Here is a 24,818-nt window from a genome sequence, read left to right on the forward strand (position 1 = left end):
TTTGAGAGGGGAACGCGTCATGTCGGAAACAGTCTATCGCAAGCGTTTGCGCAATTCGTGGATATGGATGGTTATCCTTGCCATCGTGTCGCTCGCGGGCGGCATCTTCGCGCTACTCAACCCGCTTGAAGCGAGCATCGCAGCCGTCTTCATCGCCGGCTGGACCTTCATTCTCTTCGGCGTGCTCAAGCTCGCCCACTCCTTCCAGTTCGAAGGCTGGGCGGGCTTTACATGGTCGCTTCTGGTTGGTGCGCTGGCCTGTGTCGTCGGCCTGTCGCTTCTCTTCAATCCGGCGGCTGGCCTCATTTCGCTGACGACGCTGGTCGGCGTACTTCTCATCGTGCTTGGCGGCGTCAAGGCGATGTACGCGGCCTCGCTGCGACCGGTCTCCGGCTGGGCGTGGGCGCTGGTTTCCGGCCTCTTGTCGATCGTTCTCGGCGTTCTGATCTTTGCGGATTTCCAATGGGCAGCTACGTCGGTGCTGGGCATCCTGCTCGCCGTTGAACTCATTTCCAATGGCGTGTTCTTCGGCGTCGTCGCTCTTGGCCTGAAAGGCTTTGCGGCAAATGGAGGCCGCACGCTTTGAAGACCGTTCTTTGCTATGGCGACTCACTGACATGGGGTTCGGACGCCGAGACCGGCGGCCGCCATCCTTTTGAGGATCGCTGGCCGACCGTTCTGCAAAACGCACTCGGGCCGGATGTACAGGTGATCGTCGAAGGGCTTCGCGGGCGCACCACGGCCTTCGATGAGCATCTGGCGGATTGCGACCGCAACGGTGCGCGGCTTTTGCCGACCGTCGCCTATACGCATGCGCCGATCGATCTCGTCATCATCCTGCTCGGCTCGAACGACATGAAGCCGGCGATTGCGGGAACGGCGCTCGCCGCCATGCAGGGCATGCGTCGGCTTGTCGAACTCGTGCGGTTCAACGCCTACCGTGACGGCGCCGCGACGCCGCCCGAGGTTCTGATAGTCGCGCCACCGCCTTTGTGCGAGACGGCCAATGTCGAATACAGCGCCATGTTTGCCGGCGGCGTCGAGCAATCGAAGATGCTGGCAAGCTTTTATGCCGATCTGGCTGACGAATGGGGCTGCGGCTTCTTCGACGCCGGGTCGGTCGCGCGCACGTCGCCTGTCGATGGTGTGCATCTCGATGCTGAAAACACACGCGCGATCGGACGTGGGATCGAACCTGCCGTGCGCATGATGCTTGGAATTTAGGAGACCGAAATGGCCGAAACCGACTACGACGTCATCATCATCGGATCGGGACCGGGCGGCTACGTCACCGCCGTTCGCGCCGCGCAACTCGGTTTCAAGACGGCCATCGTCGAGCGCGAACATTTGGGCGGCATCTGTCTCAACTGGGGCTGCATCCCGACCAAGGCGCTGCTGCGCTCGGCCGAAATCAAGCATTATGCCGAGAATGCAAAGGATTACGGCCTGTCGATCTCCGGTGAGGTCAAGGCCGATGTAAAAGCGGTGGTGGATCGCTCGCGCGGTGTTTCGGCGCGCCTGAACGGCGGCGTTGGCTTCCTGATGAAGAAGAACAAGGTCGACGTGATCTGGGGCGAGGCGAAGCTTGCCAAGGGCGGCAAGGTCGTCGTTTCCAAGACCGCCAAGAAGCCGATGGAGCCGCAGCATCCCGCGCCCAAGGGTACGAAGGGCGAGGGCACCTATTCGGCAAAGCACATCATCGTTGCGACCGGTGCGCGTCCACGCGTCCTGCCGGGGATCGAATCCGACGGCAAGCTGATCTGGACCTATTTCGAGGCAATGGTGCCGAAGGAAATGCCCAAATCGCTGATCGTCATGGGGTCCGGCGCGATCGGCATCGAATTCGCATCGTTCTATCGTTCCATGGGCGCGGATGTGACGGTCGTCGAACTCCTGCCGCAGATCATGCCGGTCGAGGATGCCGAGATTTCCAAGCTCGCGCAAAAGCAGCTTGAAAAGCAGGGTATGAAATTCCTGCTGGAAGCCAAGGTGTCGAAGGTCGAGAAATCCGGCAATTCGGTCACCGCCCATGTCGAAACCAAGGACGGCAAGACGAAAGAGATCACGGCCGACCGCCTGATTTCGGCCGTCGGCGTTCAAGGCAATGTCGAAAATCTCGGTCTCGAGGAAATCGGCGTGAAGATCGAGCGCGGGACGGTCGTCGTGGATGGCTACGGCAAGACGAATATCGACGGCGTCTATGCTATCGGCGATGTCGCCGGCGCGCCGATGCTCGCCCACAAGGCCGAACACGAAGGCGTCATCTGCATCGAGAAGATCGCGGACGTCAAAGGTGTCCACGCACTCGACAAGGGCAAGATTCCCGGCTGCACCTATTGCCACCCGCAGGTCGCGTCGGTCGGTCTCACTGAAGCGAAAGCAAAGGAAGCCGGGCGCGACATCCGTGTCGGCCGCTTCTCTTTCGCAGCCAACGGCAAGGCCATCGCGCTCGGCGAGGATCAAGGGCTGATCAAGACGATCTTCGACAAGAAGACCGGCGAATTGCTCGGCGCGCACATGGTCGGCACGGAAGTGACCGAATTGATCCAGGGCTTCGTCGTCGCGATGAATCTCGAGACGACCGAAGAAGAACTGATGCACACGGTATTCCCGCATCCGACGCTGTCCGAGATGATGAAGGAAAGCGTGCTCGACGCCTATGGGCGCGCGCTCAACGCCTAATTTAGCACTTGCAGCAAATAACCCGGAACCGGGTGCGACATTTCGCGTTCTTCTGGTGAATTTACCGCACAGAATCAGGAGAACGCGGAATGGATCTCAATGGAATGGGCCTCTTGGGGGCAATCATCGTCGGTGCGGTCGCAGGTTGGCTGGCCGAGCAGTTCATGAAGTCCAACATGGGCATCTTCATGAATGTCATTCTCGGCATCGTCGGTGCCGCGTTCCTGAACTTCCTGCTGGCGCTTCTTGGTATCTACACCGGCACGGGCTGGGTGGTTTACCTCATCGTCGGCTTTATCGGCGCGTGTCTGCTCATTGCGATCGCAAGAGCCATACGACGGTAGGCCTCTTTGCCGAAACGTCACATTTGCAAGGCCGCCATGCTTCATGGCGGCCTTACATTTTGGTGCGCAAGACCTTATAGAGAAAGGGACAAAACCGGCGACAGATCGCACCGGAGTATTCATGGTCACCGTTCTCGACAATACGCTTAATCGTCCGCGCCCGCGTCACCCTGAAAAGGCCCATCGGCCCGATCAGGAAGTGCTGCGCAAGCCGGAATGGATTCGGGTCAAGGCCCCCGTATCGAAGGGCTATCTCGAAACGCGCGAGATCGTGAAGTCGAACAAACTCGTGACCGTGTGTGAGGAAGCCGGCTGCCCGAATATCGGCGAGTGCTGGGACAAGAAGCACGCGACCTTCATGATCATGGGCGAGATTTGTACCCGCGCCTGCGCGTTCTGCAATGTCGCCACCGGTATTCCAATGCCGCTCGATGCCGAGGAACCTGCCAGCGTCGGTCGTGCCGTCGCGCAGATGGGCCTGAACCACGTCGTCATCACGTCGGTCGATCGCGATGATCTTGCCGATGGCGGCGCGCAGCATTTCGCGGATGTCATCCATGCTATTCGCGCTGCGGCACCCGGCACGACGATCGAAATCCTGACACCCGATTTCCTTCGCAAGAAGGGCGCTTTGGAGATCGTCGTTGCGGCCAAGCCGGACGTTTTCAACCACAATCTGGAGACCGTGCCGTCCAATTACCTGACCGTTCGTCCCGGCGCGCGCTACTTCCACTCGATCCGGCTTTTGCAGCAGGTCAAGGAACTCGACCCGGAGATTTTCACCAAGTCGGGCATCATGGTCGGGCTGGGCGAAGAACGAAACGAAGTCCTGCAGCTTATGGACGATCTGCGTTCCGCCGATGTCGATTTCATCACGATCGGTCAGTATCTCGCCCCGTCGAAGAAACACCATGCGGTGAAGAAGTTCGTGACGCCCGACGAGTTCAAATCCTTCGAGAAGGTTGCTTATTCCAAGGGCTTCCTGATGGTCGCGTCGAGCCCACTGACGCGGTCTTCGCACCATGCGGGCGACGATTTCGCGCGGCTGCGCGATGCCCGCGCCGCCAAGCTTGCGGCCGCCTGAATTTCCGTCCGCATCATGGATTTCGACCGGCTTTCAGGTGCCAAACGCATACTCGTCCTCGGGTGTGCAGGGGCTGGAAAATCGACGCTCGCGCGTGCCTTGTCCGAAAAGATGGAATTGCCGCACATTTCCATGGACCGGGCGTTTTTCTGGTTGCCCGGTTGGAAGCTACGCGACCGCGCCGAAATAAGGCACATGATCGCGCAGGCCGTGTCCGAAGATCGGTGGATTTTCGATGGGAACAGCTCCGGCACGCTCGATCTGCGGTTACCGCGCACCGATCTGATCATCTGGCTGCGTATGCCTCGCGCGCTATGCCTGCGTCGGGTGATCGGGCGACGGTTTCGCTATGCCGGCAAAAGCCGGCCCGACATGGCCGATGGTTGCCCCGAGAAAATAGATTGGGAGTTCCTGCGCTACATCTGGAATTTCGAGAGCAAGGAAACGCCCGAAATCATGAACGAGATCGCAAAACACGGAAGTGGCGTGCCGATCATTGAACTGCGTACGCCAGATGCGGTGAGCGCTCTTCTTGCCCACGCGAAGATGGCGGTGTAGCCCTTTTCCATGCCTCAATTCGAAACGACACGCACCGTCAAGCATTCACCAGAACAGATGTTCGCGCTGGTCGCGGATGTGGAGCGTTACCCTGAATTCCTGCCGATGTGCGAGGCGCTTTCCGTGCGCTCGCGAAAGGAACGCGACGGGATCACCATGCTGGTTGCCGACATGACCGTCGGCTACAAGGCGATACGCGAAACCTTCACCAGCAATGTCGTCGTAAAGCCGAAGGAAAACGCCATCGACGTATCCTATGTCGATGGGCCATTCCGCTATCTCGACAATCGCTGGCGCTTCGAGGCGCTGCCCGATGGCGGGTGCGCCGTTCACTTCTTCATTGATTACGAATTCAAGAGCCGGATTCTCGGTGCCCTCATGGGCGCGATGTTCGACCGCGCGTTTCGCATGTTTACGCAAGCGTTCGAAAAGCGCGCGGACGAAATCTATTCAGGTGCGTCAGCCTAGCGCTGAAATGCCCATGACGAGCGCGGTACGCACCGTTTCATGGCGGATGTGGTCGCGGCCATTGTCATCGAAGATGCGCTTTTCGACACGCGTTGGCTGACCGGCTACCGCCACCGCGAACCAGACCAACCCCACCGGCTTTTCCTCGGAGCCGCCGTCCGGGCCGGCAATGCCCGTCACGGCAAGCGCGATCTTCGCTTGCGAATGCGCCAGCGCGCCTTCGGCCATTTCGCGGGCGGTTTCGCCCGAGACGGCTCCATGAGATTTGAGCGTATCTGTGCTTACGCCCAGCATTGCCTGCTTGGCTTCGTTCGAATAGGTCACAAAGCCGCAATCGACGATTTTCGACGCGCCGGGGATGTCGGTCAAAAGCGAAATGATCTGACCACCCGTGCATGATTCGGCTGTTGCGGCGAGGATGCCTTTCCGCTTGCACGCATCTGAAAAATCCTGGGCGAGTTCGGGCAGTACGCTCATCATCATTCGGGCAGACCTCCTGGATAGGCGACGGTGGCGGTAGCAATGGCGGCGATGCCTTCACCACGGCCAACAAAGCCGAGTTTTTCGTTCGTCGTCGCCTTCACCGACACACGATCAGGCGAGATGCCGAGCATGGCGACGAGTTCCTTCGTCATAGCATCCCTATATGGGCCGATCCGGGGCGCTTCACAGATCAGCGTGATATCCGCATTCGCGATGCGACCTTTTTTCGCGCGCACGATGCGCACGGCTTCCTCCACGAAGATGCGCGATGCCGCGCCTTTCCATTGCGGATCAGATGGCGGGAAATGCGTGCCGATATCGCCCGCGCCGCAGGTGGCGAGGAGGGCGTCTGTCAGCGCATGAAGACCGACATCGGCGTCCGAATGGCCGGAAAGCTTTTTGTCATGCGGGATGGGAACGCCGCACAGGATGACCGCATCGCCCGGCTCGAAGGAATGAACGTCATAGCCGTTACCGGTGCGGATGTCGGGGAACATGGCGGTCGCTTTCTTCATCTTGTCGTCGGCGTTGGCGATGTCGCGCGCCCATGTCAGCTTCACATTGTCCGGTGCGCCCTCGACGAGGCGAACGGAAATGTCGGCCCACTCGGCGATAGCCGCGTCGTCGGTGAAGTTTTCCCGACCTTCGGCAGCGGCCCGCGCATGCGCTTTATGCAAAAGCGGAAAGGGAAAGCCCTGCGGCGTCTGCGCACCGTAAAGCCCCTCGCGCGCAACCGTCCGTGCGACAAAGCCGTCAGGCGACGCTTCCTTCAGCGTATCGGAAACGGCAATCGCGGGCAGGCTCCCCGTCCGGTCGTCGATGCCGGCAATGACGCGCGAAATCAGCGCCGCATCGACAAACGGTCGCACGCCATCATGGACGAGTACGGCGTCCGGCGCGTGATCGGCCAATTTTTGCAACGCGTTCCATGTCGAGGTCTGACGCGTCATACCGCCGATGACCACAGTCACACGCTCCGCAATGTCCCCGACAGCTTCGCGGAAGAGTTGTTCGTCATCGCGATGGATGGAAACGGCAACGAGATCGATGTCGGGATGGTTGAGGAAGGTGCGCAGCGTATGGAGCAGGATGGCTTCGCCGCCGATATGCCTGTACTGCTTCGGCCCGTCGGCAGGATCGCCAGCCCGCTCGCCCCGGCCCGCAGCGACGATGATTGCCGCGATCATGGTCTTTTTCATGCGCTCTCCTTGAAGATGAGCACACATATCAGCGCATGGCTGAAATGCCAGACTAAGTGAGCATTGCTGTTGCAGCCTTGATCTGGGATGGCTATTGGATAAGCAAGAAGAAAATTGTGCCGGGTTTTTAAGCATGGCCGAATTCAGCGACCTCTCCAAACCTCTGTCCATCGGGGGTGTCGTCGTTCCCAATCGCGTTTTCCTCGCGCCTTTGTCGGGTGTGACGGATGAGCCGATGCGTCGTCGCGCGTTGCGTCATGGCGCGGGAATGGTCGTCTCCGAGATGGTGGCGAGCGGTGAACTTGCGCGCGGCCGCACCGAATCGGAGCGCCGTATCCGCAGGCCTGACGTGGACGTCCATGTCGTCCAGCTTGCCGGGCGCGATGCGCACTTCATGGCCGAAGGCGCGCGGATCGCCGCGGGCGAGGGCGCCGACATCATCGATATCAATATGGGTTGCCCGGCCAAGAAGGTGACGGGCGGTTATTGCGGTTCGGCACTGATGCGCGAACCCGATCACGCACTGTCGCTGATCGAAGCCGTTGTAAAAGCTGTCGACGTGCCGGTCACCGTCAAGATGCGGCTCGGCTGGGATGCCGAACACATCAATGCGCCGGAGATCGCACGCCGTGCGGAAGCTGCCGGTGTGCGCATGATCACGGTCCACGGACGCACGCGCGAGCAGTTCTACAAGGGCGAGGCGGATTGGGCTGCAATCCGCGCCGTGAAAGACGCCGTATCGCTGCCGCTCGTCGTGAATGGCGACATCGTCGATGCGGCTGGCGCCGCGCGCGCGCTGACCCTTTCGGGCGCTGACGCAGTCATGGTCGGGCGCGGGCATTACGGCGCTCCGTGGACCGGCGCGCGCATCGTCGAAGCCGCCGGCGGGCCGACCGTCGCGCATGTGCCGCAAATCCACGATCTCGCGGACTACGTCATTGCCCACTACGAGGACATGCTTGCTCTTTACGGTGAGGGCCAGGGGCTGCGCCATGCGCGCAAGCATCTTGGCTGGTACATCGACCGCCACCTGCCGCACGCCGATCCGGCGCTGCGCAGCGCTGTCATGACCGGGCTGAACCCTGCAGAGGTCATTGGCTTGTTGCGCGAGATATTTTCGGTCGAGCCGATGGCGGTGGCAGCATGAACGAGGCAGCGATCAACTCGGCGGCGCTCATTCTCAACGCCATCCGACATCCCGTGATCCTGGTCGACGAGGCCGGGCACATCGCGTTCGCCAATGCCGAAGCGGAGGATTTCTTCCGGTCGAGTGCCGCGATGCTGGCGCGCGATCCGATCGAGCGTTTCGTCCCGTTCGGCAGCCCGCTGATCACGCTGATCCAGCAAGTGCGCGAGCGCCGCGCGCCGTTCAACGAATATCGCGTCGATATCTCCTCGCCGCGTCTGGGAACGGATCGGCTGGTCGATCTCCATGCCTCGCCGATTGCCGAGTTGCCGGGTGCGGTCGTCGTCATGTTTCAGGAACGGTCGATGGCCGACAAGATCGATCGCCAGATGACCCATCGCGGCGCGGCGCGCTCCGTCACGGGCCTTGCAGCCATGCTGGCGCATGAGATCAAGAATCCGCTCTCGGGGATTCGCGGCGCGGCGCAGCTGCTTGAGACGGCTGTGGGCGACGAAGACCGGGCGCTCACGCGCCTGATCACCGAGGAAACGGACCGCATCGTCTCGCTTGTCGATCGCATGGAAGTCTTTTCCGACGAGCGCCCGATCGAGCGCCAGCCGGTAAACATTCACGTGGTCCTCGACCATGTGAAGGCGATCGCGCGCAACGGTTTTGCCAGCCGTATCAGGCTCATCGAGGATTACGATCCGTCGCTGCCGCCGGTCTTCGGCAACCGCGACCAGCTCGTTCAGGTCTTCCTGAATTTGGTGAAGAACTCCGCCGAAGCCGTTGGAAACGATCCGTCAGGCGAGATTACGCTGTCCACCGCGTTTCGGCCGGGAATGCGCATCGGCGTGCCGGGCACGCGCGACCGCATCTCGCTACCGCTCGAATTTTGCGTGCAGGACAATGGCCCTGGCGTTTCCGACGACATCAAGTCGATCCTGTTCGATCCGTTCATCACCACCAAGCAGAACGGGTCCGGTCTCGGGCTCGCGCTCGTCGCAAAGATCGTCGGCGAACATGGCGGCGTCATCGAATGCGATTCGACAGGCCGCGGCACGACGTTCCGTATCCTCATGCCAACCTGGAAAAAACCGATCGGCGGCAAAGACGTCGACGTCGAGGAGCAATCAGCATGACCGTGCGCGGCAACATTCTCGTCGCAGACGACGACGCGGCGATCCGCACCGTTCTCAATCAGGCGCTTTCGCGCGTCGGCCATGAAGTGCGCGTGACGTCGAACGCCTCGACGCTGTGGCGCTGGATCGCGGCGGGCGAGGGCGATCTCGTCATCACCGATGTCGTGATGCCGGACGAAAACGCCTTCGACATGCTGCCGCGTATCAAGAAGGCGCGCCCGGACTTACCGGTCGTCGTCATGAGCGCACAAAACACCTTCATGACCGCGATCCGCGCGTCGGAGACCGGCGCTTACGAATATCTGCCGAAGCCATTCGACCTGACCGAGCTTTTGCAGATCGTCACGCGCGCATTGTCCGAACCGAAGCGTACGAAAAGCATTCCGCACGCCGACGATCAGCCTGAATCCATGCCGCTTGTGGGGCGTTCTGCCGCGATGCAGGACATCTACCGGATGCTCGCCCGTATGATGCAGACCGATCTGACGGTCATGATCTCCGGTGAATCGGGCACCGGCAAGGAACTCGTCGCCCGGGCGCTTCACGAATACGGGCGTCGGCGCAACGGACCGTTCGTTGCGATCAACATGGCCGCCATCCCGCGCGACCTGATCGAATCGGAACTGTTCGGGCACGAAAAAGGCGCGTTTACCGGCGCGCAAAACCGCTCGTCCGGCCGCTTTGAGCAGGCGGAGGGCGGCACGCTTTTCCTCGACGAAATTGGCGACATGCCGATGGAAGCGCAAACGCGGCTTCTGCGCGTACTCCAGCAGGGCGAATATACGACCGTCGGCGGTCGCACGCCGATCCGTACCGATGTGCGCATCGTCGCCGCGACCAACAAGGATTTGCGAACGCTCATCAATCAGGGGCTTTTCCGCGAAGATCTGTTCTACCGCCTCAACGTCGTTCCGCTGCGCCTGCCGCCCCTGCGCGAACGCTCCGAGGACGTGCCCGATCTCGTGCGCCATTTCTTCAAGCAGGGCGAGGCGGAAGGGCTTCAAACGAAGCGCATCGCTTCAGCCGGCATCGACATGATGAAGCGCTATCCGTGGCCCGGCAACGTGCGCGAACTCGAAAATCTCGTACGACGCCTTGCCGCGCTTTACCCGCAGGACGACATCGGAGCGGATATCATCGAAGGCGAGCTGCAGACCGCGCAGGCTGCCGAAGGCGTCGGCGTCGCATCCGCACACGGCGAAGAGCTGACCATCGCGCAAGCCGTCGAGATGCATTTGCAGCGATATTTCGCGAGTTTCGGCACCGAACTTCCACCGCCCGGCCTTTATCACCGCATCCTGACAGACGTTGAATATCCGCTCGTCCTCGCCTCAATGACAGCGACGCGCGGCAACCAGATCAAGGCAGCCGAGCTTCTGGGGCTGAACCGGAACACCTTGCGCAAGAAAATCCGCGAACTCGGCGTCAACGTCTATCGCGGCGCAAAAGGCTGACATTCGAGCCTGAGACTTCTGTCATCGTCAAAAATGTTGCACAATGGCCACAATGCGATGCATAGACTCATCGCATAGGGGTCGATTCAAGGCACGATGACGATACAGACCACCGCATCCGACGACGCATTGATGGGGACGGCCAACCGCGCTTTAGAAGGGCGGCGACTTGGTTTGGTCTTCGGAATTGCGGGCGTAATATGCGCGCTGATTTCAGCGGCGATTTCGTTCGCCATCCTGCTTGGCCTGACACCGATCGCGCCGGACGCCTCGAACACGCTTGTTCTTATCGCGATCAATACCGGCTTCACCGTGCTGCTCCTCGGGCTGATAGGCGTCGAGATCAACCGCATCTATCAGGCGCGGAGACGCGGCAAGGCTGCCTCGCGCCTTCATGTACGTATCGTGGCGATGTTTTCGCTGGTCGCGGCGATCCCGGCAATACTGGTCGCCATCGTCGCGTCGGTGACGCTCGATATCGGGCTGGATCGCTGGTTCGAACTGCGCACACGCGCGATCGTTTCCTCTTCGCTGTCCATCGCCGAGGCCTACGTTCAGGAAAACGGCCGCAGCCTTCAAGGCACGACGCTGTCGATGGCGTTCGATCTCGATCAGGCGCGTGCGCTCTACAGCCTCGATCGGACCGGTTTTCGCCAGTTGATGACGAATCACGTTCGCGGCCGCTCGTTGGCGCAGGCCGCGCTGATCCGCCCGGACGGTTCCGTCATCCTCCAGGCCGACTCGCCATCGGGCGTTTCCCTTCCCGAGGTTCCCGCCGAATGGGTCGAGCTTGCCTCGCAGGGTGAGCCGCTTTTGATCGAGCCGCGCGTGCGCAACATCGTCGGCGCCATCATCAGGCTGCAGGAAATCGACGACGCCTATCTCTTCACGATCCGTGAGCTCGATCCGGAAGTGATCCGCGCGCGTCAGATCGTGCGTGCCAACACCGAGGAATATCGCGGACTGGAGCAGAACCGCGTCACGACACAGCTTGCCTTCGCCATTCTCTATCTCGGCGTGACGCTGATCGTCGTGCTTGCCGCGATCTGGACCGGCATCGCGGTCGCCGATCGTATCGTTCGTCCGATCCGGCAGTTGATCGGTGCGGCCGACGAGGTGGCAACGGGCAATCTGGACGTCTCGGTTCCCGTCAAGCGGACGGACGGCGATGTCGCGTCTCTGGGCGACACGTTCAACAAGATGATCCAGCAGTTGAAGACGCAGCGAAACCAGCTCGTGCGCGCCAGAAACGTCATGGACGAGCGCCGCCGCTTTTCCGAAGCTGTTCTTTCGGGCGTATCGGCAGGCGTTATCGGCGTCGATCCGAAGGGCATCGTTGCGATCGTCAACCGCTCGACGGAAAAGATGCTCTCCTTGCCGGCGAAGGCGCTGGTGGGACGAAGCCTTGCGGACGCGCTACCGCAGATCGCCGGCGTGTTCGAACGTGGACGCGAACACGGTCGTCCCGTCTATCGCGAGCAGGTCGCTTTCGCGCGTGCCGGCGCCGAGCGGACGTTCAACGTGCAGATCACGACGGAGCAGAGTTCGGCGCGCAGGGGCGGTCAGTCTTATGTCGTGACGGTCGATGACATTACCGACCTCGTCCAGGCACAACGCTCGTCGGCCTGGGCAGACGTGGCACGCCGCATCGCACACGAAATCAAGAACCCGCTGACGCCGATCCAGCTATCGGCCGAGCGTATCCGCCGACGTTATGGCAAGGTCATCACCGAGGATCGCGAAGTCTTCGATCAGTGTACCGAAACGATCATCCGTCAGGTGGGCGATATCGGACGCATGGTGGACGAGTTTTCCGCTTTTGCGCGTATGCCCAAGCCCGACATGCAGATGGTCGATATCCGCGAGCCGTTGCGCGAGGCTTCGTTTCTCGTCGAGGTCAGCCGCTCCGACATCAAATTTCGCCGCGAATTCGGGTCGGAAGCGCTCATGGGCCATTTCGACAGCCGGCTTCTCGCGCAGGCCTTCGGCAACATCATCAAGAACGCGTCCGAAGCCATCGAGCAGGCACAGATCGATACGGGTCGCCCCGGCGAAATTCTGGTTCGCTGCGCGCGGTCCGGGACAAACGTCGTGGTCGAAGTCATCGACAACGGCAAGGGATTGCCGACGGAGAATCGCCAACGGCTTTTGGAGCCCTATATGACGACGCGCGAAAAGGGCACGGGTCTTGGCCTTGCGATCGTCAAGAAGATCGTCGAGGACCATGGCGGCACGCTCGAACTTCTCGACGCGCCGGCTTCCTTCCATGGCGGCGTCGGGGCACGCGTTCGAATGATATTCCCCCTTGGGGACAAGCAAGAGGTTGCGGGACAGACCGCGCCCGTGACGGAAGAGGTGACAGATGGCGTCTGATATTCTGATTGTCGATGACGAAGAGGATATCCGCGAGCTCGTCTCCGGCATTCTTTCCGATGAGGGACATGAAACCCGCACGGCCTTCGGCAGCGACAGCGCGCTCGCTGCGATCGCCGATCGCGTGCCGCGTCTCGTCTTTCTCGACATCTGGCTGCAAGGCTCGAAGCTCGACGGGCTCGAACTTCTCGATGCGATCAAGACCCTTTATCCCGATTTGCCGATCGTCATGATTTCGGGCCACGGCACCATCGAGACCGCCGTTTCGGCGATCCGCAAAGGTGCCTACGACTTCATCGAAAAGCCGTTCAAGGCCGACCGGCTGGTGCTGATCGCCGAGCGTGCTCTCGAAACTTCGAAGCTCAGGCGTGAAGTCTCAGATCTGAAAAAGAGATCGGGCGACAGCTTCGACTTGATCGGGATGTCGAGTGCGATGGCGCAGCTGCGCCAGACGATCGAGCGCGTTGCGCCGACCAACAGCCGCATCATGATCGTGGGGCCGTCGGGATCGGGCAAGGAACTCGTGGCCCGCGCGATCCACGCGGCTTCGTCGCGCAAGGCAGGTCCCTTCGTCGCCGTGAACTCGGCCGCGATCACGCCCGAACGCATGGAGATCGAGCTTTTCGGCACCGAGGCGAACGGGTCGGAGCGCAAGGTCGGCGCGCTCGAACAGGCGCATGGCGGCATCCTCTATCTCGACGAAGTCGCCGACATGCCGCGCGAGACGCAGGCCAAAATCCTGCGCGTGCTCGTCGACCAGCAATTCGAGCGCGTGGGCGGCACGAAACGCGTGAAGGTGGATGTGCGCATCATTTCCTCCACGGCTTACAATCTGGAAGACCAGATTGCCCAAGGGCGTTTCCGGCAGGACCTTTATCACCGTCTCGCCGTGGTTCCGGTAATCGTGCCGCCGCTCGCCGAACGGCGCGACGATATCCCGCTTCTGGTAGACCATTTCATGCGCCAGACGGCGCAGCATGCTGGCATCCGCATTCGCCGCATCGGCAACGACGCGATGGCGGTGTTGCAGGCGCATAACTGGCCCGGCAATCTGCGGCAGTTGAAAAACAATATCGAGCGGCTGATGATCCTGTCGCGCGATGGCGAGGACGACAAGCCGATCACCGCCGATCTGTTGCCATCGGAAATCGGCGACGTGATGCCGCGCACGCCCACACAATCGGACCAGCACATCATGGCGCTGCCGCTGCGCGAGGCGCGCGAACTTTTCGAGAAGGAATATCTGCTGGCGCAGATCAACCGGTTCGGCGGCAATATCTCGCGTACTGCCGAGTTCATCGGCATGGAACGGTCCGCGCTCCACCGCAAGCTGAAGTCGCTCGGCGTTTGATGATACATGCATCTAAGGGGCGCATGACATGCGCGTGATCATCTGTGGCGCGGGGCAGGTGGGTTACGGCATCGCCGAGCGCCTCGTGGCCGAACATAACGATGTGTCGCTCATCGACGCCTCGGCAGAACGCATCCAGAACGTGCGGGACAATCTCGACGCCCGCGGCTTCGTAGGGCACGGGTCGCATCCGGACGTGCTTGCGGCGGCTGGTGCGCAGGACGCTGACATGCTGATCGCCGTCACCCTTCACGACGAGGTCAACATCGTCGCGTGCGAGGTGGCGCACGCCTTGTTCAACGTGCCGACCAAGATCGCCCGTATCCGCTCGCAATCTTATCTCCAGCCGCATTATCGCAATCTCTTCGCGCGCGAGCATCTGCCCATCGACGTGGTCATATCGCCGGAGCGCGAGGTCGCAGAGACCGTTCTCCGCCGCATCGCCCTTCCGGGAGCGACGGAGATCGTGCGCTTTGCCGACGACCGTATCGTCATGGTTGCGATCGAGTGTCTCGACGACTGCCCGATCATCAATACGCCGCTCTCGCAACTGACGGAACTGTTTCCCGACCTGACCTCGACCGTTGTCGGCGTGATGCGTCAGGGACGGCTGTTCATTCCACGCTCCGCCGACCAGCTTTTCGCCGGCGATCTTGCCTATGTCGTGTCGACCAAGGAGCAGGTTCGGCGCACGCTCAGCCTGTTCGGACACGAAGAGCAGGAGGCGACGCGCATCGTGATTGCAGGCGGCGGCAATGTCGGCCTCTACGTCGCGCGCGCGATCGAAGACCGCCAGAGCCGCACGCGCGTTCGCATCATCGAAGCATCGAAGGAACGCGCCGTCGACGTCGCCGAAACGTTGCGCCGCACGATCGTGCTCAACGGCAGCGCTCTCGACCAGAAATTACTGCTCGAGGCCGATATCGCGGATGCCGACCTGATGATCGCCATCACCAATGACGATCAGGTCAACATCCTGTCCTCGATCCTCGCGAAGCGACTCGGCTGCAAGTCCAATCTGGTTCTGATCAACGATCCGACCTATCACGACTTCACCGACATGCTTGGCGTCGATGCGCATGTGAACCCGCGCACGGCGACCATTTCCCGCATCCTCCAGCATGTGCGGCGCGGCAGAATTCGCGCCGTACATTCGATCGAAAAGGATGCTGCGGAAATCATCGAGGCGGAAGCACTTGAAACCTCGACGCTTGTGGGCCACGAATTGCGCGAGTTGGATCTGCCGGACGGAATCCGCGTCGGCGCGGTCTATCGCGACGGCAAGGTGCTGACGCCGAACGGTTCGTTGCGTATCAAGCCAAAGGACCGCATCGTCATGTTCGTCATGGCGAAAGCGGTCAAACAGGTCGAACATCTCTTTCGCGTCAGTCTCGAATTTTTTTAAGGTCGTCCATGCCCAAGATCGCTTATGTCAATGGCCGTTATCTGCCGCATCGCAACGCCATGGTGCATGTAGAGGATCGCGGCTATCAGTTCGCAGACGGCGTCTACGAGGTCTGCGAGGTTTCGCGCGGCTTCATCATTGATATGGGACCGCATCTCGACCGGCTGGACCGGTCTCTGCGCGAGCTCAAGATTGCGTGGCCGATGTCGCGTTCAGCGCTTCAGACGGTCATGCGCGAGGTCATCGCGCGCAACGGCATTACCAACGGTCTCGTCTATTTGCAGGTGACGCGCGGTGTCGCGCCTCGCGACCATTTCTTCCCCACGGTTCCGGTCAAGTCGGCCCTCGTCGTCACCGCCAAGAAAGGCAATCCAGTCGCCGCCGATAAAAAGGCTGAAAGCGGAATCAACGTCATCACGGTTCCCGAAAACCGCTGGGAACGGGTCGATATCAAGTCTGTCGGCCTTTTGCCGAACGTCATGGCACGGCAACAGGCGCGCGAAGCCGGCGCGCAGGAGGCATGGTTCGTCGATCCTGACGGAACGGTCAAGGAAGGCGCTGCCACCAATGCCTGGATCGTTACCAAGGACGGAAAGCTCGTCACGCGTCCCGCCGAAAGCGGCATCCTCAAGGGCATCACCCGGGCGACCGTGATGCGGGTCGCCGAAAAGCTCGGTCTCGATGTCGAGGAACGCGGGTTTTCGGTCGACGAAGCCAAGGGCGCGCGCGAAGCTTTCATAACGGCGGCGTCGACTATCGTCATGCCGGTAGTGGCCATCGACGGTCACTCCGTCGCCAACGGGCATCCGGGCTCTACCGCGCTCTCGCTTCGCAAGGCGTTTTTTGAAGTTGCGGAGAAAACGGCCGGCTGATAACCAATCCAAACGGGGGCCGGGGCGTTCTCTTTTCAGTTTCGACAGGCGGGTCAGGCCGGTTGTGTGCTGGGTAAGAGCCGCTTATCCTGGAGCTTCGGCACTTTGCTTCCCAGGCGATCGCGTCTGGTTCGCGAGCGGTGCGGCCATAACAAACGAAACGCCTCGGCGGATCTGCGAAAGAAATAAAAAATGGCGGAACGTACGCAAAACCTTCAGGATCTGTTCCTTAATTCGGTACGCAAGAGCAAGAATCCTCTTACGATCTTTCTGATCAACGGCGTCAAGCTGACTGGCGTCGTGACTTCCTTCGACAATTTCTGCGTGCTTCTGCGCCGTGACGGTCATTCGCAGCTTGTCTACAAGCACGCCATTTCGACCATCATGCCGAGCCAGCCCGTGCAGATGTTCGAAGGCGAAGAAAACGGCCGGGACGGCTGATTGGGCTCATCGGACTTAGAAGGACGCAAACCACGTCGCGGTGGCACCGCGGCGGATGAGGATTTGCGCGTCGTTCCCACACGCGCTGTCGTTATCGTTCCCGCTCTGACAAAAACGCAACGTGCGTCTGACGACGGCGCCGGTGCGTCGCTCATGCAGCGCAGTCCCGAGGCTCGCCTCGAAGAGGCGGTCGGTCTCGCGCTTGCCATCGATCTTGAAATCGCCGACAGCGAAATCGTTACTGTTTCCGATCCAAGGCCGGCAACGTTGATCGGCACCGGTAAGGTCGAGGAGATTGCCGAGCGCATCAAGGAAAGCGAAGCCGACCTCGTCGTCGTCGACCATCCCCTGACGCCCGTTCAGCAGCGCAATCTGGAAAAGGCGTGGAACGCCAAGGTTCTCGACCGTACCGGCATCATTCTGGAAATCTTCGGACGCCGTGCGCGCACCAAGGAAGGCGTGCTGCAGGTCGATCTGGCACATCTGAATTACCAGCGGGGCCGCCTCGTGCGCTCGTGGACACACCTTGAGCGCCAGCGCGGCGGTGCGGGCTTTCTCGGCGGTCCGGGCGAAACGCAGATCGAAGCCGATCGGCGCATGCTTCAGGAAAAGATCACGCGGTTGAAGCGCGAACTGGAAACGGTGCGGCGCACGCGCGATCTGCACCGCGCCAAGCGGCGCAAGGTGCCGTATCCGGTCGTCGCCATCGTCGGCTATACCAATGCCGGAAAATCGACGCTTTTCAACAGGCTCACCGGCTCCGAAGTTCTGGCCGAAGACATGCTTTTCGCCACGCTCGACCCGACATTGCGCCGCGTGCGTCTGCCGCATGGCACCGTCGTCATTCTGTCGGATACGGTCGGGTTCATTTCGGACCTGCCGACCCATCTCGTCGCCGCTTTCCGCGCTACGCTCGAAGAAGTAGTCGAGGCCGATCTCGTTTTGCATGTGCGCGATATTTCCGATCCCGATACGGCGGCGCAGGCTGCCGATGTCGTGCGTATCCTTTCCGATCTCGGCGTCGAGGCCGGAGACAGCCATCACGTGCTCGAGGTCTGGAACAAGATCGACCTTTTGAACGAGCAGGCGCGGGGCAACCTGCCACGTGAACAGGCCGACGAAGGCCCGGTGATGATTTCAGCGATCTCGGGCGAAGGCGTCGATCATCTGCTTGCCGTCGTCGAGGCTCGTATCGCGGGCGCGCTGGACGAGGCGGAATTCGTTTTCGGGCCGCAGGAAGGAACGCGGATCGACTGGGTCTATCGCAACGGAGCGGTGATCGCGCGCGAGGATCGTGATGACGGCTCGGTGGCGCTGACGGTTCGCGCGCCCGCCGCGATCATCAGCGAGATCGGCCAGCGCCGCACGCAGGGCGACGAATAAATCAGGCGCTTTTGGCCGCTTGCCAATGACCTTCCATCTCATCCAACGTCGCCGCCTCCAAGCTTGAACCGTTCGCCTGAACGGCTTTTTCGACGTGATGGAAGCGGTGGCGGAACTTGTCGTTGGTGCCACGCAGGGCCGCTTCCGCGTCAAGCCCCAGATGCCGGCCAAGATTGACCAGCGCAAAGAGCACGTCGCCGAATTCGTCCTTGATTGCGGCCGTCTCGCCGGTATCGAGCGCTGCGCGCAATTCGTCCACCTCTTCCGAAATCTTGTCGAGGATCGGACCCGGCTCCTTCCAGTCGAAGCCGACGCGCGCGGCGCGTTCCTGTAGCTTGAGCGCGCGCGTCAGCGCAGCGTGGCCGACCGGCACGTCGTCGAGATAGCCGTGTTCGGCGACGGTGATGCCGCGCGCTTCGCGCTCGACCCTTTTCTCGGCGCGCTCCTCGGCCTTGATCGTCTCCCACATGCCTTTCGCCAGTTTCGCGCCGCGCGCCTCGGCCGGGCCGAAAACATTGGGGTGGCGGCGGATCATTTTCTTGGTGATCGCCTCGACCACGTCGCCGAACGCGAACTTGCCCTGCTCCTCGGCTATTCGCGAGTGAAACACGACCTGAAGCAGAAGATCGCCGAGTTCGTCGCGCAGATCTGAAAGGTCGCCGCGCTCGATCGCGTCGGAAACCTCATAGGCTTCCTCGATCGTGTAAGGCGCAATAGACGCAAAGTCCTGCTCCACGTCCCACGGACAACCGGTCTGCGGATCGCGCAGCGCAGTCATGATTTCCAGAAGCCGGGAGATGTCGCGTGAAGACTGCATGGGATGTCCTGAGTTGCGATTTCATATCCTTGATACAAGCGCCAGCGCCAGGTCGCCAACGAAAAAGGCCGCGATCACTTTCGCGATCGCGGCCTTTGTGTCCCGTGGGCAGGTTGTTACTTCAACCGGCCGCTTGCATGGGCGAGCATCGTGTAGACCTTGCCGGTGTCCGACGTCAGATAGGTCTGCGACATCATATTGTCGCGGTCGTTCTTGGCGACGTCGGCCAGAAGCTTTTCGAAGTCCTGACAGTAGCGATCGACCGCACCACGGAATTCGCCGTCGTTCTGGTACTTGCGACGAATGTCGTCAAAGGTCTGCTGACCCTTGAGCGTGTAGAGCCGGCGCGTGAAGACGTTGCGTTCGCCCTTGCGGTAGCGGTCCCACAGTTCGATCGACGCTTCATGATCGATGGCGCGGGCGATGTCGACCGACAGCGAATTGAGCGATTCGACCAGATGAAGCGGCGAGCGCTGCGGCTGCGCGGGTTTTTGAGCCGGCGCGTCTTCCTGCGATGCGCCGCGCAGCAGCGCACCGACCCAGCTTCCCGAAGCTGCAGCAGCCTGCGGTGCTGCCGGCTCGGCAAGCGATCCGCGCAATGCAGGAGCTGCTGCGGGTGCAGGTGCGGCGGCAGCCGGAGCGACCGGGCGCGGAGCCGGCTGAGGCTGACGCTCGGCGCGCGACGGTGCCACGTCGAAGGTGCGACCGGATTTCGCGACGATATCCGAGAGTTCCTTCAGCGCCTTGATCTGCTCGGAAACCGCCTTGCGCATGGCGCTGGTCGATTCCTTTGTCTCGTCGGGCAGTTGCATCACGCCCTTCTTCAGCTCGGCGCGCGTCTGGTCGAGTTCGGAGCGGATCGAGCCGGCCGTCTTGCGGATTTCGTCCGTCGCATCGGCGAAGCGCTTGGTCGCGCTTTCCACGATCTCGGTGATCGCGGCGTGCATCTGTTCGGTCGAGGTCTTCGTACGGCCTTCCGCGCCTTCCAGCGCCTTGCCGACAACGGTTTCGAACGACTGCATGACACGGCCGATCTCTTCTGACTTCTTGACGAGGCCAGAGGCGAGCGTTTCGAGCGCCGTGCGGCGGTCGTCCAGCGTGGTCGCCAGCGTTTCCTGAGCCGAGTTCAGAAGGTCGCGCGCGCCTGCCAACACCTTGCCGTGATCCTCGAAGCGTGAGGCGATGCCGGCAACTTCCTGCAATGTCGACGACGACAGTTCCGTCAGCTTGCCCGTATGGGTTTCGATGATACGCGCAGACGAGGCGAACGAACGTGCGGCCTTTTCCGTTGTTTCGGCGAACTGCTCGGTCGTGCCGGCGAGCTTCTCGTCGACGCCGCCGAGATTTGCCGATGCGGTCTCGACCAGTTCGGCCAGCTTCGCGTTGGAGTTCGACAGGCGGCCGATCAGTCCATCGACGCCGCGTGCGAGATCGCCCTGAACGCGCTCGACTGCCGACACCGCTTCGCTGGCGCGCTCTTCGAGCGCCGAGACGAGAGCCGAGTTGCCTGACTGAAGGCGCTCGGCCGCAGCCTGCGAGATTTCCTCCAGATTGCGCTGCAATTCGCTGCCGCTCTCGGCGAAACGATCTACCAGCGGGCGGGCGGTCTCGTCGAGAATGCGCGAGATTTCCGACGAGCGGGCCGACAGCATCGCGTTGAGCTGGCGTGTCTTTTCGTCGAGCTTGTCTGACGCGCTTTCCGTGCTCTCGTCCAGATGGCGGTTCATGGCCGAGAAGGTCCCGGCGATCGCGTTGGCGCGCTCGACCAGTTCGCTTTCGACGCGCGCGACCTGATCCTGAAGGCGGCCGCCGATATTCACCGCGCCGTTGGTCAGGCGCTCCTCGGCCGATGCGATCTGGTTTTCGATACGCGATGCGAACAGCGTCGTGCGGTCGGCCAGCTTGCCTTCCGCTTCGCCAAGCGCTTCTGCGATCGCGGCGGCGCGCGCGTCGAGCTCAGCCGAGGTCTGGTGCGTGCGCGCCATGATGCGCTGTTCGGCGGTATCGAAAGTGCGGGCCAGTTCGTCGGCGCGTTCCTGCAATCGCTCGTTCGAGCCATCCAGAACCGATGCGATGTCGCTCGAGCGTGCAGCAAGGACGCTCGCTGTCTCGTCGAGGCGCGACACGATCTGACGATCGGCATCCGCGAACACGTCGCGAAGTTCGCCAGCGCGGCTGGTAAGGGCGCTAGCGGCGTCCTCGGTGCGCACGACGAGCGCATTTCCGGCCTCATCGAAGCGTGAGACGACCTCGTCGGCACGCGACAGAAGGCTGACGCGGATTTCGTCGGCCTTGCCGGCAAGATTGCGGTCGGCTTCCTCGATGATCTGTGCGAATTCGCCGGCCCGACCGGCGAGGGTGCCGGCTGCGTTTTCGACGCGGTCCGTCAGGTTGCGTTCGGCGGTTTCGAAAGCAGCGACGACATCGCCGGTCTTGCCGGCCAATGCAGCAGCACGTTCCTCGGCACGCGATGCAAGCGTTTCATCGGCTTCCGCAAAGCGCTCGACCATTTCCGCCGCACGCGAGAACAGCGACTGGGTCCGCTCTTCGAAACCGTCGGTCAAGGAGCGCCCGGCATCCTCGAACCGCGAAGCGATCTCATCCGCTCGGCTCGTCATCAGCGTTGCGCGGTCTTCCAGACGTTCTGTCAGCCTGCGGTCGGCGCTGTCGAGTTGTCCGGCGATTTCCTCGGCCTTTGCCGTAAGGGTCGACGATGTCTGTTGCATGCGGTCAGCAATCCGCTGGTCCACATCGACGAACGCTTGGCCCGCCTGCTCGCCCATAGCGGCGGTGGCTTCGAGAACCTTGTCGCGAAGCGAGCCTGCAACTACCACGGCGCTGCCTTCGAGCGCGGCGCGAACGTTCTCGACGCCGGCCTTCAAAGCGCGTTCCATCGTCTGGGTCCGCTCTTCGATGACGCCGGACTGGCGGTCGAACGCCTCGCCGATGCGGCCGATGTCCGCGCCTACGGTGTCCGTGATCAGCGCGCGACGTTCACCCAACGCTTCGATATGACGCGTGAAGGCTTCCTCCACCTTGTCCATATCGATGTTGATGGCCGAGGCGAGGTCGTTCTGCTTTTCGGCGAAAAGCTCGATCTGACGCGCGAATGTCTCGTCGATCCGGCCCATGTCGGACGCGATGGCACCGGACAGTTCCGATTGACGCGCCGCGAGCGTGGCAAGGTGGCCTGCGAAGACTTCCTCGATCTGGCGCGCATCGCCAGCGATCGCGTTCGACAGGTCTGACTGACGGTCGCCGATCTGGCTTGCGAGCTGGGCATAGAGGTCGGCAAAGCGCTCGGCGCCCCGATGCACCGCGTTTTCCATTTCGCTCTGGCGCGTGGCCAATGCGTCGAACTGACGATCGAATGCGGACGAAAAACGCTCCAGATCCGCATCGACGGCAGCGGTGAGCCCAGACTGGCGCTCCGAAAGGCGTTCAACCTGCCGGTCGAATGCCTCGTCGATCCGCGACATGTCGGTGCCGATTGCGGCCTGCAATTCGTTCTGGCGCTCGGCCATCCGGTCGAGCTGGCCGGCAAACGCATCCTCGACACGCGCGGTACCAGCGGCCAGCGCCGAAGTGAGGTCGGACTGACGGTCGGCGATGGTCTGCACATGCTGCGAAACCGCACCTTCCAGGCCACGGCGGCTGTCGTCGAGCATCGCGATATCGTCCTGGAGGGCGCTGGTCAGCAGCGAACGGCCCTCGGCCATGCGCTCGACATGGCTTGTGATCGCATGATCCATCGACTGGCGCGTTTCGGCCAGACGCTCAAGATCGTCGTCAAGGGCAGCGGTGATGAGGCCGCGGCTTTCGCCCAGCTTTCCGGCAAAGTCGTTTGCCCGTGCTTCGAGCATGGTCGAGGTCGACATGACGAGTTCGGCGAGGTCGGAGCCGATCTGGCCCTTCGTCTCGTTGAGGAGGACGTTGATCTGGCCCTTGCCGTCGGTGAACGTCGCCGCGATTTCTTTTGTGCGGTCGATGAGCGTGTCGTTGATCTGCTTGGCGCGCGCTTCGAGGGCGGCGTTGAGCTTTTGCGTGCCGGTGTCGAGCGCCTGTGCGCGGGTCTCGAACTCGGACAGAAGCGACTGGCCGCGTTCGGCCAAGGTACGCTCGATGTCGCGAAGGCGCGTGTCGAACTCGTCGGAAAGCGAACGCGACGCACTGCCGAGCAGCGAGATCATGCCGGTCGTACGGTCGTCTAGCATCTGATTGAGCGCGCGTGTGGCCGTGTCGGTGGCTTCGGTCAGCGAAGCGATACGCGTGTCGAGCAGATTTGCGACGCCGTCGCCGGATGTGGAAATGCGCTCCGAAATCGTATCGATCCGGCTATCGAGCGTCTCGCTCAAGGCCGCGCTGTTCTGGTTCATGCGCTCGATCAGCGAGTGGCCGCTGTCGGCGATCGTGCCGGAAAGCTGACCGGAGACGTCGACGATGTTCTGGCGGATCACGTCGCTTGCGGCGGAAAGCTCGTCTTTCAGCGTTTCATGAGCGCCGGCGATCGATGCACGCACACGCTCGGCATGGCTGACAACCGCCTCGCGTTCGCTGCCGAGACCATCGACGAGCGAACGAATACGCGTTTCGTTTTCCGAATAGGCGCGCTCGAGTTCGTTGACCTCGGTATGGACCAGCGTTTCCAACTCGACGGCGCGGGCGAGCGTGCGCTCGATGCCTTCACCCATCGACTGGACTTCGCGGCGCACGGCCTGACCGACCATCATCACGCGATCGGTGGCGATATGCTCCGGCTCGGCAAGGCGGAAGGCGACTTCGGTCATCGACTGGGCCGCGTAGCGCATTTCCTGCGCGCGGCGGATCATGACCGCAAAGCCCCAGAACAGGATGATCGGAACGACAATGGCCAGGCCAAGTCCCACCGCATAAGGCGCGGCGATCAGATCCGCGAGCGAGCCGATCTGCCAGATCTGCGGCGAGAAAAGGAGGTGCCCCATAAGCAGGCCGCCGGCTGCCCAGGCGACCGACAGAAGCGCGACCGCCCAATAGATGGTGTGGGGAACGGGCTTCGAGATGCTTTGGGCGAAGGACCGGTAGTCCTTCTGGGTGTCGTCATTGGCGGCGGCGAAAGCGGAAGGCCGGGCAGGGGCCTGCGTTTCCACCGGCTTCAGGTCGGCGATACGCGTCGGCCCGTCATTGGCCGCCTTGGCGAGAGCGGGCGCAGCGGCGACGGCAGCAGCAGTCGCTGTTGTTACGGCTGCGGCCTCGGCTACGTCATTATGCCCGGCAGGTGCGCTGTCCCGGTTCTCGAAAGCGAGTTCCTCGGCTGCTTGCGAAATCTGCGCCTCGAAATCTTCCATCGAGGCAGCGATGTCGAGGCTCGGCTCGTCCGCATCAAGCGCTTCGTCCTCGTCCATGACGAGTTCGATATCGAGAGCGTCTTCCAGTTCCTTCTCGATATCGGTGTCGAGTTCGATGTTGCTCGCCGGTTTGGTCGCCATGCCGCTCTACCCTATACTATCGCAGCGGGTCACCGTATTCGGCTCGAACCACCCGCCAGTTGAGGCCAACTCGCCCATTTCGTATCGTATCGGCACAAAAGGCATATTGGAACTCGCAAATCGGCCCATGTGTAAAACTTTAAATATAGGGTTAATGCGCCTCAACCTATG

20 protein-coding genes are annotated in these 24,818 nt (G+C 61.7%); 16 read left to right on the forward strand and 4 right to left on the reverse strand.

What is annotated here, in order from left to right:
• Positions 1–19 precede the first annotated feature (19 nt).
• From ACX82Z_RS05860 to ACX82Z_RS05890, 7 genes are all read left to right on the forward strand, one after another.
• Positions 20–586: an HdeD family acid-resistance protein gene (locus ACX82Z_RS05860; RefSeq protein WP_459587172.1), complete on the forward strand. Its 567-nt coding sequence runs from the start codon at positions 20–22 to the stop codon at positions 584–586.
• Positions 583–1,224: an SGNH/GDSL hydrolase family protein gene (locus ACX82Z_RS05865; RefSeq protein WP_459587174.1), complete on the forward strand. Its 642-nt coding sequence runs from the start codon at positions 583–585 to the stop codon at positions 1,222–1,224. Before ACX82Z_RS05860 ends, ACX82Z_RS05865 begins: the two co-directional genes overlap by 4 nt.
• Before the next feature lie 9 nt (positions 1,225–1,233).
• Positions 1,234–2,682 (forward strand): dihydrolipoyl dehydrogenase, encoded by a 1,449-nt coding sequence (gene lpdA / locus ACX82Z_RS05870; RefSeq protein ID WP_459587176.1) that lies wholly within the window; start codon positions 1,234–1,236, stop codon positions 2,680–2,682.
• Between the two features lie 89 nt (positions 2,683–2,771).
• On the forward strand, positions 2,772–3,026 hold the full coding sequence (locus ACX82Z_RS05875; protein ID WP_459587178.1) for a GlsB/YeaQ/YmgE family stress response membrane protein: 255 nt from the start codon (positions 2,772–2,774) through the stop codon (positions 3,024–3,026).
• Between the two features lie 121 nt (positions 3,027–3,147).
• Entirely contained in the window at positions 3,148–4,110 is a 963-nt protein-coding gene (gene lipA / locus ACX82Z_RS05880; RefSeq protein ID WP_459587179.1) for a lipoyl synthase, read from the forward strand.
• 195 nt (positions 4,111–4,305) lie between these two features.
• Entirely contained in the window at positions 4,306–4,668 is a 363-nt protein-coding gene (locus tag ACX82Z_RS05885; RefSeq protein ID WP_459587180.1) for a P-loop NTPase family protein, read from the forward strand.
• Positions 4,669–4,677: 9 nt separating this feature from the next.
• Positions 4,678–5,136 (forward strand): type II toxin-antitoxin system RatA family toxin, encoded by a 459-nt coding sequence (locus ACX82Z_RS05890; RefSeq protein WP_459587182.1) that lies wholly within the window; start codon positions 4,678–4,680, stop codon positions 5,134–5,136.
• On the opposite strand, the gene ACX82Z_RS05895 is transcribed toward ACX82Z_RS05890, so the two are convergent.
• Together ACX82Z_RS05895 and ACX82Z_RS05900 are read right to left on the reverse strand one after the other, a co-directional pair.
• A complete protein-coding gene (locus ACX82Z_RS05895; protein WP_459911639.1) occupies positions 5,128–5,613 on the reverse strand; it encodes a CinA family protein in 486 nt (161 codons plus the stop codon). The genes ACX82Z_RS05890 and ACX82Z_RS05895 overlap by 9 nt on opposite strands.
• Positions 5,614–5,615: 2 nt before the next feature.
• Positions 5,616–6,818 (reverse strand): bifunctional 2-C-methyl-D-erythritol 4-phosphate cytidylyltransferase/2-C-methyl-D-erythritol 2,4-cyclodiphosphate synthase, encoded by a 1,203-nt coding sequence (locus tag ACX82Z_RS05900; RefSeq protein WP_459587183.1) that lies wholly within the window; start codon positions 6,816–6,818, stop codon positions 5,616–5,618.
• Between the two features lie 133 nt (positions 6,819–6,951).
• Between ACX82Z_RS05900 and dusB the strand changes: the two genes are divergently transcribed.
• The 9 genes from dusB to hflX all read left to right on the forward strand — a co-directional run bounded on the left by dusB (position 6,952) and on the right by hflX (position 18,365).
• On the forward strand, positions 6,952–7,965 hold the full coding sequence (gene dusB / locus ACX82Z_RS05905) for a tRNA dihydrouridine synthase DusB (RefSeq protein ID WP_459587185.1): 1,014 nt from the start codon (positions 6,952–6,954) through the stop codon (positions 7,963–7,965).
• A complete protein-coding gene (locus tag ACX82Z_RS05910) occupies positions 7,962–9,086 on the forward strand; it encodes a two-component system sensor histidine kinase NtrB (protein ID WP_459587186.1) in 1,125 nt (374 codons plus the stop codon). Before dusB ends, ACX82Z_RS05910 begins: the two co-directional genes overlap by 4 nt.
• Positions 9,083–10,540: a nitrogen regulation protein NR(I) gene (ntrC, locus tag ACX82Z_RS05915; protein ID WP_459587188.1), complete on the forward strand. Its 1,458-nt coding sequence runs from the start codon at positions 9,083–9,085 to the stop codon at positions 10,538–10,540. The genes ACX82Z_RS05910 and ntrC overlap by 4 nt, the downstream gene beginning before the upstream one ends.
• A gap of 96 nt (positions 10,541–10,636) precedes the next feature.
• Positions 10,637–12,913, forward strand: coding sequence for a sensor histidine kinase NtrY-like (locus ACX82Z_RS05920; protein WP_459587190.1), 2,277 nt, complete (start codon positions 10,637–10,639; stop codon positions 12,911–12,913).
• Positions 12,903–14,264, forward strand: a complete 1,362-nt coding sequence (gene ntrX / locus ACX82Z_RS05925) for a nitrogen assimilation response regulator NtrX (RefSeq protein ID WP_459587191.1) — start codon at positions 12,903–12,905, stop codon at positions 14,262–14,264. The genes ACX82Z_RS05920 and ntrX overlap by 11 nt, the downstream gene beginning before the upstream one ends.
• 28 nt (positions 14,265–14,292) lie before the next feature.
• Positions 14,293–15,669, forward strand: a complete 1,377-nt coding sequence (trkA, locus tag ACX82Z_RS05930) for a Trk system potassium transporter TrkA (protein WP_459587193.1) — start codon at positions 14,293–14,295, stop codon at positions 15,667–15,669.
• 8 nt (positions 15,670–15,677) lie between these two features.
• Complete coding sequence (locus ACX82Z_RS05935; RefSeq protein ID WP_459587195.1) at positions 15,678–16,541, forward strand: D-amino-acid transaminase; 864 nt, start codon at positions 15,678–15,680, stop codon at positions 16,539–16,541.
• A gap of 192 nt (positions 16,542–16,733) precedes the next feature.
• On the forward strand, positions 16,734–16,982 hold the full coding sequence (gene hfq, locus ACX82Z_RS05940; protein ID WP_024585735.1) for an RNA chaperone Hfq: 249 nt from the start codon (positions 16,734–16,736) through the stop codon (positions 16,980–16,982).
• Between the two features lie 63 nt (positions 16,983–17,045).
• Positions 17,046–18,365: a GTPase HflX gene (gene hflX, locus ACX82Z_RS05945; protein WP_459587197.1), complete on the forward strand. Its 1,320-nt coding sequence runs from the start codon at positions 17,046–17,048 to the stop codon at positions 18,363–18,365.
• A 1-nt stretch (position 18,366) separates the two neighbouring features.
• Here hflX and mazG read toward each other — a convergent pair whose 3' ends face one another.
• A complete protein-coding gene (gene mazG / locus ACX82Z_RS05950; protein ID WP_459587199.1) occupies positions 18,367–19,182 on the reverse strand; it encodes a nucleoside triphosphate pyrophosphohydrolase in 816 nt (271 codons plus the stop codon).
• Between the two features lie 116 nt (positions 19,183–19,298).
• Entirely contained in the window at positions 19,299–24,647 is a 5,349-nt protein-coding gene (locus tag ACX82Z_RS05955; protein WP_459587201.1) for an apolipoprotein A-IV repeat region-like domain-containing protein, read from the reverse strand.
• Positions 24,648–24,818: the final 171 nt, after the last annotated feature.

This window comes from Aliihoeflea sp. PC F10.4, assembly GCF_054612275.1.

Excerpts from the sequence above, each read along its gene's own strand:
- ntrX (WP_459587191.1), top strand. The coding sequence starts at position 12,903 with ATGGCGTCTGATATTCTGATTGTCGATGACGAAGAGGATATCCGCGAG.
- ntrC (WP_459587188.1), top strand. The coding sequence starts at position 9,083 with ATGACCGTGCGCGGCAACATTCTCGTCGCAGACGACGACGCGGCGATC.
- ACX82Z_RS05900 (WP_459587183.1), bottom strand. The coding sequence starts at position 6,818 with ATGAAAAAGACCATGATCGCGGCAATCATCGTCGCTGCGGGCCGGGGC.
- ACX82Z_RS05920 (WP_459587190.1), top strand. The coding sequence starts at position 10,637 with ATGACGATACAGACCACCGCATCCGACGACGCATTGATGGGGACGGCC.
- lpdA (WP_459587176.1), top strand. The coding sequence starts at position 1,234 with ATGGCCGAAACCGACTACGACGTCATCATCATCGGATCGGGACCGGGC.
- ACX82Z_RS05875 (WP_459587178.1), top strand. The coding sequence starts at position 2,772 with ATGGATCTCAATGGAATGGGCCTCTTGGGGGCAATCATCGTCGGTGCG.
- ACX82Z_RS05935 (WP_459587195.1), top strand. The coding sequence starts at position 15,678 with ATGCCCAAGATCGCTTATGTCAATGGCCGTTATCTGCCGCATCGCAAC.
- ACX82Z_RS05910 (WP_459587186.1), top strand. The coding sequence starts at position 7,962 with ATGAACGAGGCAGCGATCAACTCGGCGGCGCTCATTCTCAACGCCATC.
- mazG (WP_459587199.1), bottom strand. The coding sequence starts at position 19,182 with ATGCAGTCTTCACGCGACATCTCCCGGCTTCTGGAAATCATGACTGCG.
- ACX82Z_RS05955 (WP_459587201.1), bottom strand. The coding sequence starts at position 24,647 with ATGGCGACCAAACCGGCGAGCAACATCGAACTCGACACCGATATCGAG.
- lipA (WP_459587179.1), top strand. The coding sequence starts at position 3,148 with ATGGTCACCGTTCTCGACAATACGCTTAATCGTCCGCGCCCGCGTCAC.
- ACX82Z_RS05885 (WP_459587180.1), top strand. The coding sequence starts at position 4,306 with ATGATCGCGCAGGCCGTGTCCGAAGATCGGTGGATTTTCGATGGGAAC.
- ACX82Z_RS05895 (WP_459911639.1), bottom strand. The coding sequence starts at position 5,613 with ATGAGCGTACTGCCCGAACTCGCCCAGGATTTTTCAGATGCGTGCAAG.
- trkA (WP_459587193.1), top strand. The coding sequence starts at position 14,293 with ATGCGCGTGATCATCTGTGGCGCGGGGCAGGTGGGTTACGGCATCGCC.
- hfq (WP_024585735.1), top strand. The coding sequence starts at position 16,734 with ATGGCGGAACGTACGCAAAACCTTCAGGATCTGTTCCTTAATTCGGTA.
- dusB (WP_459587185.1), top strand. The coding sequence starts at position 6,952 with ATGGCCGAATTCAGCGACCTCTCCAAACCTCTGTCCATCGGGGGTGTC.
- ACX82Z_RS05890 (WP_459587182.1), top strand. The coding sequence starts at position 4,678 with ATGCCTCAATTCGAAACGACACGCACCGTCAAGCATTCACCAGAACAG.
- ACX82Z_RS05860 (WP_459587172.1), top strand. The coding sequence starts at position 20 with ATGTCGGAAACAGTCTATCGCAAGCGTTTGCGCAATTCGTGGATATGG.